Source organism: Candidatus Pseudomonas adelgestsugas (assembly GCF_004124255.1).
Lineage (GTDB): Bacteria > Pseudomonadota > Gammaproteobacteria > Pseudomonadales > Pseudomonadaceae > Aquipseudomonas > Aquipseudomonas adelgestsugas.
The window spans coordinates 1026634-1039973 of record NZ_CP026512.1; the positions used below are offsets into that span (position 1 = coordinate 1026634).

Annotated in this window: 7 protein-coding genes and 1 pseudogene; 3 read left to right on the forward strand and 5 right to left on the reverse strand. The window is 40.3% G+C overall.

Translation table 11 applies throughout. The features are described from left to right. The first annotated feature begins 555 nt into the window (after positions 1 to 555). Together C3B55_RS02745 and C3B55_RS04680 are read left to right on the forward strand one after the other, a co-directional pair. Positions 556 to 1603 (forward strand): annotated as a pseudogene (locus C3B55_RS02745) (branched chain amino acid aminotransferase). A gap of 252 nt (positions 1604 to 1855) precedes the next feature. Then, positions 1856 to 1987, forward strand: coding sequence for a hypothetical protein (locus C3B55_RS04680; RefSeq protein WP_457912672.1), 132 nt, complete (start codon positions 1856 to 1858; stop codon positions 1985 to 1987). A 1314-nt stretch (positions 1988 to 3301) separates the two neighbouring features. On the opposite strand, the gene fecE is transcribed toward C3B55_RS04680, so the two are convergent. Genes fecE through C3B55_RS02765 form a run of 4 tightly spaced genes read right to left on the reverse strand, consistent with a single transcriptional unit; the run spans position 3302 to position 6963 of the window. Continuing rightward, complete coding sequence (gene fecE, locus C3B55_RS02750; RefSeq protein ID WP_129211259.1) at positions 3302 to 4087, reverse strand: Fe(3+) dicitrate ABC transporter ATP-binding protein FecE; 786 nt, start codon at positions 4085 to 4087, stop codon at positions 3302 to 3304. Positions 4088 to 4091: 4 nt separating this feature from the next. Next, positions 4092 to 5060 (reverse strand): FecCD family ABC transporter permease, encoded by a 969-nt coding sequence (locus C3B55_RS02755; protein ID WP_129211261.1) that lies wholly within the window; start codon positions 5058 to 5060, stop codon positions 4092 to 4094. Further along, entirely contained in the window at positions 5057 to 6046 is a 990-nt protein-coding gene (gene fecC, locus C3B55_RS02760; RefSeq protein ID WP_129211263.1) for an iron-dicitrate ABC transporter permease FecC, read from the reverse strand. The genes C3B55_RS02755 and fecC overlap by 4 nt, the downstream gene beginning before the upstream one ends. Before the next feature lie 2 nt (positions 6047 to 6048). Further along, complete coding sequence (locus C3B55_RS02765) at positions 6049 to 6963, reverse strand: Fe(3+) dicitrate ABC transporter substrate-binding protein (RefSeq protein ID WP_129211899.1); 915 nt, start codon at positions 6961 to 6963, stop codon at positions 6049 to 6051. Between the two features lie 2310 nt (positions 6964 to 9273). Between C3B55_RS02765 and bfr the strand changes: the two genes are divergently transcribed. Next, the gene (bfr, locus tag C3B55_RS02770; protein ID WP_129211265.1) at positions 9274 to 9744 is read left to right on the forward strand and encodes a bacterioferritin; all 471 of its coding nucleotides are present in this window, start codon (positions 9274 to 9276) and stop codon (positions 9742 to 9744) included. 65 nt (positions 9745 to 9809) lie between these two features. Here bfr and grxD read toward each other — a convergent pair whose 3' ends face one another. After that, on the reverse strand, positions 9810 to 10148 hold the full coding sequence (gene grxD, locus C3B55_RS02775; protein WP_129211267.1) for a Grx4 family monothiol glutaredoxin: 339 nt from the start codon (positions 10146 to 10148) through the stop codon (positions 9810 to 9812). Positions 10149 to 13340 lie beyond the last annotated feature (3192 nt).

The window sequence follows — 13340 nt, forward strand, 5'->3', positions numbered from 1 at the left end:
CGATGAACGGATCTAAAGTTAAAATTAACAACCCTGACCAGGGTAATTATACAAACTTTATATGGCATTGATAATTTGAGCAGTAAGCCTATGACTCCATTATTAGATATTGGATAAAGTAAAATATCCACTGAACTAATCAGTGGTAAGTCCAATAAATGTAATCTAGTGGCAATCTTTATCATATACTTTATAGGCCTGAAACTAGTATGCAGTAGGCAAGAGTAGCAGCAGGCAAGACTTAAACGAAGCCAAGATGCTGGCCTGCGCCCAGTCATGAGTGCACGACTAGAAGATTTGATAAGCAGCATGCTACTCCAGCTAAACTTTTGATGAAATTATTGAAGAAGCAACTCCATGATCTGTAACTCAGTAATGATGAAATATCAAGCCAATACAAATACTGAATTGCACGCCTAACCGCTCCCACACCGACTCATAATACGACGACCAACAATAAAAGTATTGTTAAACTTATTTAAAAAACAACTTACAAATATGTCTTTTGACTCGACGGTTAACCAAATATCAAATGCTTCATAAGCAGCAAAAAGCATCAGCTGGAAAGCATTAGGTTTTAACTACATAAAGACAGATAAGCGGTTTCTCCAGATATAAAGAAATGGTGAATAGCAAAAGACATCCTGTCCAACAACATGTTGCACATTAGCGAGAGTGCTACTGCAGCTGCACTATGGCCAGCAGTGCTTGGAATACCTCCAAGCATATTATTACAATAATAACTCGATCAACTTATTCTGTCCGGATCAAAATGCTAAGCGCATATAGCGCAGCTACTAAAGCCCACTCATGCCATCTTTATCAACCAAAAATTTTTTTGAAGTCTGCAAGTAAGTGGTGTAGGCTATGAGCACTTTATCTAGCCATACGTCAGTGATGACTGCTCCATAGGCTACGCTAATTCATGGTCAGCACCGGTAATAATATAGGCATACGTACGCACCAGAGTTTACATTCTCGATGTTTATAGTCTAAGTCAGCGCTTACTTTAAAAGCGGTCTAGTGCCACATAACATTCAAATCTCAACTTTTAATAGAGCTGCACCACGAGGTACTGGTGCCCTATAAATAACTAGCAACTATACCGCTAGCACTTCTGCTAAGTGCAGAAGCAAAGAAATTTGGTTTTGCTGACGCAATCTACTGAAACTAAATGACCCACTAAAAATCAAGAAAGTAAGTTGAGCAAACTTCTCGATGGTTACCCATGACAATGAGTTTATTACAACAAATTCAGCTCGGTGCTATCATGGTAGCACTCTCTTATCGCTAAGCTAAGTAGCCTAGAATCAAGACTTGACCAAAAAAAGTAGAAAGGGCGAAGTATTTCTTGATGAACTAGATCCACTCAAGGAAGCTGATGCCCGCTGTACCCAGCGGGTACATTACCTATTTGGCGGCATCTAATACAACGGGAAACTGCACGTATTCCACAGCAAAACTGAAGTCAGCCAGATTTACACGGCACCCCTACAAAGAGGTAACCAGCGTACTAACTAGCGATATTGAAGCAACAGAGGATTGGATTGTTAAAGTGTCTAAACGAGACCAAAAAATAATTTTTTGGCAATTTCATGACTAAAGAAAAAATATTCTTCGCAATATTCTCGCCTATACCAATTTTCTGTCCTAACCAATACGGTGGTAACTCGTAAAATACCACAAAAGCATCATTACTGTCAGTAATATACTGATAGATCTTGATGCATCTTAAAGCAAAGAATACTATTCTACCACTATATAAGGTGCTGGCAATTGCTATACACCAATTTATACTTTTACTACTAACTCTACGTGTTATATGCTATTAACAGCTACCTCACTACGAGTTATTGTGCCCCACCTTAATTATGGAACACTCCGCTATAGCTTGTCTGTATTGCGCATGTCAGACGTCACTGAATACCTACAAACTCCCATGCTTGAAACTTTTGCTACGTTAGCAATACGCTTAGAGCGTAGCTAAGCTCTCTAAGCCATGCATGCTCCTCTACTTCAAGACAGAGCCCAACAACTGCCCTATAATCCTACAAACGAACAACGTAGGTTTCTGCGCTTTAATCAATACAAACATACGCATTTAGCTAGACTACTAGTATATACGCACAAATCTAAAAAGCAGTAATTCGATTATCAGGATAGTATAACTAGTAACACTACCTTTTATGAAAGCTAACTCTAGGTCCATTAGTACTAACGCTAAGATTTGCAGAGATAAATAACTACGCATGCTAGACTAGGTGCTAATTCTCTTGATTTTCTAGAGCCCATCACTATTGCTTCATGAGCTAAACACAGCGTACTAACTACGACCTGCGCACTAAGGAACTTAGGATGCTCTATAACCCACCTTGGTGCTCTAAATACATAACTTTATTACGAGCAAAACAGTTACTAAAAGAAAACTTCTTCTAATGTAAGTGATTAACAAGTTAAAACCATATGTATATATTGATTGAAATTAAAGTTTTGCCGGCAAAATACGATACCGCTACATCCGATAAAAACTTGTATTATATTAAATTTTAATCTCTGCTCACTAGCATTGCTATTACATTTTAGAGAATGATGGCACTTGGTTATTTATACAAGCTAGTGCAGTATATAGTTAATTTTACAGCGAGATAATTAAAGCCATTTCTCGCGAGAAAAAGAAATGTGACTACACTGATCCGCCAGAAGAACGTATCATATGTACCTAACTAGCAGTTGAGCTGGCGTGCAACTATATTGCGCTATATCTACAGCGCTTACGCTTGTTCACTAAACAAGTTATTATGAATTTTGCCTACTAATAAGGTGATCGAAGTGGTGCTGTTGGTTAAATGTGGGAGGACGTACATTTAAAGGTCTAATACTAGATATACGGCTACTCAGTGTAGCCTAGAAGTATCGGCAGATAGCCTGATATAAAGCGAGCAGTGCTCTAATAATGGTTGCCACACAAATAATTAGCACCGTGATGACTAATAACCTCTCTATATAGAGAGAATAGAGAGAAATGCTATCCTAATTTCTTGTTGGCTATAGCACTAAGGCAAGCAAGATTACTGTAGTGACTCGCTTCTTTATTGCTGCCATAAGTTTTCTAGATCACGCAGTATGGATATGGCTCGCCGCGGAACGATTGAAAGCTTGTAATTTGAAAACATATTTTTAACTCCCTGTCAGTAATATTATCAAAATATAGTGATAGACTATTTTGATAGTAACAACACAGAATTAATATTCAAAATAAAATGCTATTTATATCCAATAATGAATATTAATCACTTAAGTCTTAATTGCGGGTGCTTTTTTCCACCAAGCACATTGGCGTACCCGCAAAAGGCTCGCGCATGATCTGCACTTGTACATCGAACACCTGACGCATTAGTTCGGTATTGATTACTTCAGCTGGCGTGCCGTAGGCAACCAATTGCCCGCAGCTCATCACTGCTAGATAATCAGCATAACGGCAGGCTTGATTAATATCGTGCAATACGGTGATCACGGTTTTACCCTCAGCTACCAGCTGACCCATCAAATCTAGTAGTTCAACCTGATGGCTGATGTCAAGGTAAGTAGTTGGCTCATCAAGCAGTACCACTGGTGCATTTTGTGCTAACACCATAGCAAGCCAAGCACGTTGGCGCTGGCCACCAGATAAGTCTGTAAGAGCTCGATTAGCTAGGCTATCGAGCTCTAGGCGTTGTATAGCTTTGGTCACGTGGGACTGATCATTGCCACTCAGACGGCCCCACAGTGAATTATACGGACTACGACCACAGGCAACCAACTGGCGTACACTAACGCCTTCTGGCACTGGTAATGCTTGAGGCAAGAATGCTATCTGCCGTGCTAACTGGCGAGCCGACAGGCTGTCGTAGGTCTGTCCATAGATGGTTAATCTACCATGAGTTGGCTTAAGTATCCGCGCAAAAGCTTTGAGCAAAGTAGACTTACCGCAACCGTTCGGACCGATTAGTGCGGTAACTCGATTCGCCGATAATGCGAACGAAAGGCCCTGCACAATGCGCGTAGCGCCATAACCGATATCAAGCTGTTGTGCGTGGAGAATACTCATGCAGTCAGCCCTTAAAGCGTGCGAGCAACCAAAGAAAATAGGGTGCGCCTATCACCACTGTGAAAATCCCAGCCGGAATTTCACTTGGTGCAATCAATGTACGACCTAAGGTATCGGCGAGTACAAGCAATAACGCACCTATCAGCATTGCAGCCGGCATAAGATACTGGTGATGCCCACCCACTAGTTGCCGTGCTATATGTGGCGCAACCAGACTAATAAAACCAATCGGTCCGATAACGCCAACGCCTACGCTAGTGAGCACCACTGCGCAAACCATAGCCCACGAACGTGTCCAGCTTAGTGTAGTACCTAGGCTATGAGCGGCCTCATCACTGAGGGCGATCAAGTTGAGCGGTTTAGCTAAGCATAAACCTAATGGAATTAATAATAGAAATGGCAGCACCAAAGCTACATGATGCCAATTGTGGCTCCACAAGCTACCGGTGAGTGCGAGCAAAGCAACATTAATATCTAGTGGATGGGACAGTATCAGAAACTCAGTAACACTAGACAAAATTACCGCAATTGCCACACCAGACAAAGCAAGGCGTATTCCAGAAAAGCTCACGCCTATATTGTACAGAGCTAGTAACAATGCCACGCTAATACCACCTAGACAAGCCACTAATGGCAGCCAAACAATCGGCATTTGCGGCCAAGTAATAATCGCTATAGTCAGCGCCAGACTGGCGCCCTGGGTTACGCCAAGGATCTCTGGCGAAGCTAGCGGGTTACGAATGACACCCTGCACAATCGCGCCAGCCATACCAAAAGCATAGCCAGCAAGGATAGCGATCAAACTGCGCGGCAGACGGTGGTTCCAGACCTCAAAATCTAAAGCGTCGTGGGCTAATAGCCGATCTAGCACGGTTGCCGATTTAAGCCACACAGTACCAGCACTAAGGCTGACAAATAGCGCCAATAGCAATAGACTCAACAATAATCCTAAGCACCATCGTGGCTTAGTCATAGAGCACGCCTGGCAAGAAAAAGGAAGAACGGTGCGCCGATCAGTGCAGTAACCACACCTGCTGAAGTTTCCGCTGGAAAGGCCATAGCACGGCTGAGCAAGTCAGCGCCAAGCACAATTACTGCGCCTAAAGCTGCGCTCAGCGGGATCAGCCAACAATAGTCATTGCCAAGAAATTGGCGAATAATATTTGGTGCAATTAGACCTACAAACCCGATAGGGCCGACAACGCAGACACTAGCGCCTACAAGTAATAGGCTGGCGATAAACACCTGTAAACGTAGACTCCCAATACTGACACCCAGTGAGCGTGCAGTATCATCACCAAGGTTGATCAAATTTAAGCGCGGAGCACACCACAGTGCCCACAAACCACCGATCAGCGTACAAGGCCAAAGCAGTTGCACATGCGCTGTGTTAACATTAGCTAGAGAACCGGCTAGCCAGTTTAATACGCTTTGAGCTTGAACCTCGACCAAAATCACTGTAAGTCTGGTCAAAGCCACGCACAGTGCTGCGACTGCCATACCGGCCAACACTAATCGACCTTGAGCAGTAGTCGGCGACCATGCGCGGCTCAGGCTGAATACCGTGACCCAAGCCAACGCACCACCCAGGCAAGTCATTAACAATGTACCACCAGCGAATGGCGGTACCACCAAACCAGTCGAAAATAATGCTAATCCTAATGCTGCACCGGCAGTTACGCCTAGTAGCGATGGCGATGCCATACGGTTACGGGTAATACCCTGCATTAGGGTGCCAGCCAAGCCTAAACAGGCGCCGACTAATGCCGCGCACACTGCCCGCGGCACACGCAACAGAGTAACAATATAGGCCATATTGCCGGCTGCGACGCCTTGATGCACTAAACCATTCCAAGCATCTGTTGGTGTAATCACAAATGGTGACCAACTGTACAAAGAAAACCAAAACAGAATAGCCCCCAGCAGTAAAATGCCTGCTGCAGCAAAACTGCGCTGCACGTTTAGTAGCTCAGTACGGCTTTACCGTTCTTAAGAATCACTAACGCATCTTCAGCTATCTGTTCTGAGGCTAATACACCACGGTGACGTGCCCAGTTATCGCCATTCACTTCAGCCACTTGATGATTACGTACAGCACTAAGCACTTGCCACAATGGCAACTTACTCCAGGTATCGATGATACTGGGACGACGGTAGTGACTAACCAGCAACCAACCAGGATCAAGCGCGAGCAATTGCTCTAGGCTAATAAACTCTGTCGGAACAGCCTTGGCGCTAACAGATGACACCTTTAGGCCGATGGTTTTTAATACGCTACCAGCGTAGGAATCCTGGCCATGCACTGAAAAGCTATCTTCACGAGCGACACCAAACAGTACGCTAGTGCCAGCTGGAATCTGCTGCGCAATAGCTTTCAGGTGCTCACAGTTCTGTGCAATACGTGCATCCATCTGTAGGCTTTTGCCCAAAGCTTTGCCGATTAGTTTAGCAGATTTTAGGCTGCCTTGATAATCCTCACTACGCGACGGCAACAATAAGGTTGGTGCAATACTCGATAAGTGGTCATAAAGCGCTTGGTGACGATTGAGGTCAGCAAGGATTAAATCTGGCTTAAGCCTGGCAATTTTTTCGATATTTGGTTGTGAACGCAAGCCTACAGACTCCCACTGACCTATAGCCTTATACGCACTTGGCAATACACGGTTAGCGGCACCATCATCGGCAATACCAATCGGCATGACGTCGATAGCTGCGAGGCTGTCAAGAAAAGAAAACTCTAGCACAATTACGCGTTTTGGTGCCCCTACTAGGTGTATAGTATGCTGGCCATCGTTAAGGTCTATAGGCGCCGCGTTCAACACATTGGAAGAGCACGCTAGGATGCAGGCAGCAAGAGTTGAGATATAGTGCAGCATTTGCATGACAAGGACCTCATGGTTAAAGCGCTCAAACTAGATTGTCTTAGGAAAACAGTTGGTACTATTCCATATTGAGATAATGCAATCAAAAAAACATTCTGTTTAGCATCACATATCATGAGCAAAAACGAACTGATATTGGAGCTCTAGCTTGCCTGAAATTGTAATACAGACACACGAATTTATTAGGCAAACTCAAATAACACCTTCATTGGCAAGCCAGGCTTGCACATAAAAATTCTTTTGCTTCATTTTAGCTAAGTCTAAACATCTACCGTAGTTGAGCAACAGGTAAATTCATAGTATTCACAAAATCACACCAAGCTCGCAATTATTCAACGCTTGCTAATAAACTCCAGTAGAGTTTATTAGCGACTTTCTCGACATTAGCACGTAAGTTGCTATTTTGTTGTAGCTATCTTGCAGGCATAGTGCATGCATACGTTAATGCGGTTCCTGACATGGCTTACCTTAAACTATAAATTTATCTAGATACTACAGGTCAGAATAAATACCACGACTGATTAGCTACAGATCGTCAACTGTCGGCATATTCAATTTAGCACCTAGGTCAACGTCATATTTGGCGTTGACTTCAATAAAGCGTCTTGTAAGCAATAGAAAGGCTTTATCTTTGTTAATTTAGGTATAAGGTTAATTTAAATATTAACTAAAAACTTCCATAGTAGTTGGCATCAAGCGATATTTTTTGGTATTTTGAAGATAGTATAGACCGAGGATAAGAATTATCTGCATTAATATAAAAATGTAATGCACGTAACGTTATTGATCTAACCATCAACTTTGAACCATTGCTGGTGCGCATTTAGTGCCAACAATAAGCAATTCTTAAAAATCTTAAATTATCGGATAGCGCTACGCCTCTAAAACAGTTCTCATGGTATAGATTCTGGTATCTAGACGTATTATTTGTTAAGTTTTTTGGAGTTTATTATAGAGTTACAGAAGTTGCTGAGTGTTGTAATATCCTAGTAACGCTATTTTGAATTTCGATGTATGAAGCAGCTAGCAGTCAGACTGGTCCCATAGTTCACGAGTTTCACGAGGCTGACCTATAATAAACTGCGTATCCTGAATATAGTGGTGTATACGTTTATCATGGATGCAATCCAATAGCAAAATAGTGTGATCACCATTGTTATCGCTAACCAAAATAACTTGGTGTAATAAATTAAAAATTACTTGTATATATCACTTATACTTCTATAAAGCATCACGTTAATGCCGCGCCTAAACTCGCCGCCAACAGTGCTACGCTGTACAGTTAGCGCTAGCTTTATTTCAGGACTGCGCATAAGTTATAGTGCATATTATTAGCGGTTAACTACCATAGCATGTGCGCTAATCTGTATGCGTTTTTGTGGAGTGTCGGTTAGTGCACTCAGGTGCTACGTTAATTTTGTCGCCTTTACTATCGTTCAGCGAGATACTATTAATTAAGTAGCCCTGACCTTACTAAATATATCGACGCATTTGGCTACCTTATTATGTCGATTATTTAAGTCATCACACACTGTGTGTGGTCTTCATAGCTTTAGATGGTTTATATCTGTTAGTAATTTCACCATCGTCGAGAACGGTTATGGCGTCGAAATACTATAACTCACTACTAACGAGTATGCTTATTGGTAATATTCTAATGTAGAGAGCAGCTTTTTACGCTACAAGGATAGCATCCTTAACCTATTATGTATCGATAATAAACTGTGAGTTTAACATGCTTAGTTCAGAATGACCACCATACACTAAAACGTTTTTTGTTTAATGTATAGTTGTAATCCGGCAATACCTAAAAGTTATTTTTTGTTATTACAAATAATGTCAAATCTGTTGGACTTAAAGCTTAAGCTAGTAATAATTTTCTATTATGTATGCCTGCTTTTCTATTGACGTCACCACAGGATAAATCCACAAAATAACCTATAATGTTAATACAACTATAAAAAGTGTGCAAAACCACGAGCGTTGCTGGTTTGCACAGCAAATATGTTAACCTTGCTAAGCAAGTGGTTTTCAATTCTGATTGCGCTACAAATTAACCCACGCTACACTCTCCTGCTTAACATAATTTAGACATACCTTAAGTAAATGTGTTTTAGGGGAACCAAATTTAGTATTAAGATTTTATGCTAGTACTTCAATTAGCTAGCACTAAAATACAGAATATAAACATTCTTACTTAGCTGATGTTTCAGTAATTATTCAATCGATTGGATTGATACACTATGCGTTTCGCAGATTACACTCTATACTCTCATAGAGCTAATACAGGGCAAAACTACAGTCATGAAAGGCAACATCTTAGTGATCAAGCAACTTAATAAAATTCTTGCCAATGAGCTCATTGCAATTAATCAGTACTTTTTACATGCGCGCATGTATGACAATTGGGGATTAGAAAAGCTTGGAAGGCATGAATATGATGAATCCATCAAAGCAATGAAAAATGCAGACACGCTAATTAAACGTCTCCTGTTCCTAGAGGGCTTGCCAAACATGCAGAATTTAGGCAAGCTAAACATTGGCGGGCATACGCAGGAAATAATCAGCAGTGATCTGAAATTTGAGCATAAAAGTCATAGCGACATCACAGCTGCCATTTCTCATTGCGAAACTGAAAACGACTTTAATAGCCGTGAACTGCTAGAAAATATTCAGAAAAATCAGGAAGAACATATAGATTGGTTGGAAACCCAACTTGGTCTAATCATTAAAGTCAGCCTAGAAAACTACCTACAATCACAGATGTGTGCATAATCTGCGGTTTAATCGACCACAAAAGCTACACTCTGTTTCAAGAAGGAGTTGTTATGGCTAAAACATCAAACATCAGTTTTAGCCGAAGCGTTTGTCGCTGCTTCTTTAATTAGCGCTTGCAGTAAACCATCAGCTGCCATATCAGCGATGATATCGCTGCCACCGACCAGCTTACCAGCAACCCACAGTTGTGGAAAAGTTGGCCAATTGGCATATTTCGGTAGATTGGCGCGGATTTCTGGGTTTTGTAAAATATCCACGTAAGCAAATTTCTCACCGCACGCCATAATAGTCCTAGAAGCTCTCGCAGAGAAACCGCACTGAGGAGCATTTGGGGCGCCCTTCATATAAAGCAAAATAGTATTGTTAGTAATTTGCTCTTTGATCGTATCAATAATATTCATATCATACCTTCATGAAAACTTTCATAGGAACCTTGCAACTCACAAGTCGTCAAGGTGCTCCATCGTGACACACAATTTAAGTGAAAAAATCAAGTTTTACGAAACAGCAATCTGCAATAATATGCAGTTCAGTGCAGAACTCCAGGGGATTTCGTCTAAGTGCCGCTCATAAGTTATGTTATTGGTGCAAACTTTGTTAGTTACTTCACTGTAAAAATGCATGTTGTTAACATAACGAACATTGTCATAGTAATAATTATGTTCGGCACTGCAGTGAATAGCAAGGTCAGGTTAGCGGAACGTGCTGTATGATTTAATGCAGGTCAATACTGACCATGCAAATTTGGCTTTTTAGGACTCACACCGCATCCGCGGAACATTAAGTGTCGACAGAACTAGATTCGCACATTATAGTCACAAATGCATAGATTTATCTTTTGCCCCCAGTAAACATTTCTGCGGCTATGACTGGCACGGGTAACTAGTTGCTATACTCCAAACGTCAAGACATGCGAAGCTGTTAACAATTTTAAGTACCAGTCGCCATTTCATACCAATAACCACCTACAAAGCAGCATTATAGTATATAAGATATTATATCTACCATAGTTAAAATTTTTAGTGAAAAAGCTGATCTATTGTACCAACCGATAGTACATCGTGCTGAACGCCATGGCGATACGCCTATGTGCCAAATAACGCACAGCATTATTCACTATCGCACAGTCAAGTACTATCAACGTTCGTAATGTAAATGTGGAGTTTTAGGCTAAACTATGAGTTTTTACATTTAAAAACCTTACATAGAGTTTTTAAATATTCTATAGTGCCATTCTTAAATGGCATTTAAAATTTTTTAAATACTAATACTGAGCAATATTTCATGATAAAATATATACTTGTACTATATTTTATAGTCTAGTGTAACTTTCACCGTTGATCTTGAGTATTGCTATAAGATATCAAGGTTAAAGTAACTATAATCTATTAAAAAATAAACGCTTTATAATTAGCACAAAGCACTTGCCATCTATGATTAATCGCACTCAAAAAAAGCTAGTTAGCTTTGTGCATAAAGGTGCTGAAATGCAAATAATGAATCATTACGTCGTACGGTTTTAACTTTTCAAAACCCATTCTACTTAGGATGATTTTTTCTACGAAGTAAGCTGACCAATACTAGGTACCCACAGAGCAAGCATGATCTTTGTCATATAATCAAGCTATCCTCCCTGCTTTAAGCATAATATCACTATGGCGTAGCAAACTGATTGCTTGTACCGCTAGCATTAATGCTGCGCATGCTGAATATGATATTGATCCACATTTTACTCATAACTGTAACTAAATTTACCTGCAACTTTATGATGAAGCTGATCAGCAACTGAACTCCTGCTGGAGGTTAAACTGATTAATGACGATAACAATATATGCAACACACTATATCTATCCATATAAGTGACGTTTTAGTTCTATTTCTAACTATACATTAGTTACGATGAAGACTATAAGCGGCTCACTGTAGAGTGTTTTTTGATAAAAATATGTCGTTTGCTAAAAATCAACTTATGACGCTGCGCTTTCTATTTTTTACACGGAATGGTGAGTTTTACTCAATATCGCCTTTTATCTCATCGAATACTAATGCTGCCTACCACTGTTCTATAATCTACAGTTATACTTTAAGCCATAATCACTGTTATGGCCTATCCTCGGTATACTAATATTACCATCAGTCTCCAATAAAAATTATCCAGATCTTCATAATGGTAATATGCAGTGAATATTATTGATTATACTGATCTATGATTAGTTCTAAACGCTCTCACAGTGAACAAAAGATTTATCTAACCCAGGCAGTGACAAATAATTCAAATTTAGATTAAACCAGCTTAGCTAGACATTACTCTGTTACAGAGGAACTGAAGTCTTGTGCACATTGTGCATAAAAATACCTTTAATAGATTCATTACATTCAGCATTAATATATATACCAGGCTGAGCATTACCAACACTAAGATATGATCATCAACTAATTACTAATAAATGAGTAGATGTATTACAGGCAGAAGTTTGCAAATGCAGATTGTCTCAGTAAAGGTATCGACCAGCAATCTGTATCTAGCGTACGAAAGCAATAAAGTTTCATCCACGTTTTTCTTATAATAACCAATGTCGCCATTGCTAATATGTTGGGTGTACTACTGTAAGTTATCTAAAAAAATAAATACTGCGATCGCAATTAGTTTTAGGCTTCGTATTGTTACGTTTTTTACCACTATAAGTAATATTTACATATTTTATCGTGCTTAATAGGCCTGTTTATAGTCAGTTGATTGTAGTTTTATTAGGCGTAATGCATAGCGGCTAATGGCGCTATGCCGGTGTGTAGTTGTTTTTGATCCGCTAAAGGCAGCAAGTTAACGTGCAGCCCAGGCTGTTGATAGGTGATCAGCACTATAACTTGAGCATCATCTTTGCGCTTATGATTTGTACCGGTGCTACTCTGTAAGACCTAATTGAGCCTAAGCCGTGCATTACTGTTCAGTATTATGATCTACTGTATATCCTAAGCCTAATCTAGCTAACTGTAGAGGTGTTGTTACTGGCTAACTGCAAATTGCTAAAATAATTTTTTTCTAGTTGGTGCTGAAGGCTATCTCGTTAGAGAAGTAGATTAATTTTAATATTATGCTGGTGATAGTTGTAGTCAACCTGTAGCAGTTATCACCCAGCTACTTGACATTTATTTGACTAGTCATAACTTACCGAATAAATCACGATCTAAAGTCACGTAGTTTGCTATAACTAAATGTAGTTATAGTTGCCTGCATCGATGCTAACTAGCTAGCGCTTGAGAGAGTATAAGGCCAAAGCCTTAAGCTTGCGCATATAGAAAGATCAACGCGTATTGAGGATCACCAAAAACACTGCGCACTACACTGATAAAATAGTCAGCCAATAAAGTCATGATTTGGCTAGCTGTATGATTGATGTCCTTGTACTCCATGGAACAAACATTAGAAAACTAATCAAACACAAAAGCTGACAACCCACAACAATGTAGTTGCTCTACGCTTCATGCAGAACTTTGTAAGACAAAATAAATACAATTATTAATCTAGTGCGCTATACCGTCGATACGCACTATTTTAGTGCAGGCCATGTCAAACAAACAAAGTAGTCACTAAA

Bases quoted from the DNA above. Each gene is read 5' to 3' on its own strand.
- fecE (WP_129211259.1), bottom strand. From the start codon at position 4,087: ATGAGTATTCTCCACGCACAACAGCTTGATATCGGTTATGGCGCTACG.
- C3B55_RS02755 (WP_129211261.1), bottom strand. From the start codon at position 5,060: ATGACTAAGCCACGATGGTGCTTAGGATTATTGTTGAGTCTATTGCTA.
- C3B55_RS02765 (WP_129211899.1), bottom strand. From the start codon at position 6,963: ATGCTGCACTATATCTCAACTCTTGCTGCCTGCATCCTAGCGTGCTCT.
- bfr (WP_129211265.1), top strand. From the start codon at position 9,274: ATGAAAGGCAACATCTTAGTGATCAAGCAACTTAATAAAATTCTTGCC.
- grxD (WP_129211267.1), bottom strand. From the start codon at position 10,148: ATGAATATTATTGATACGATCAAAGAGCAAATTACTAACAATACTATT.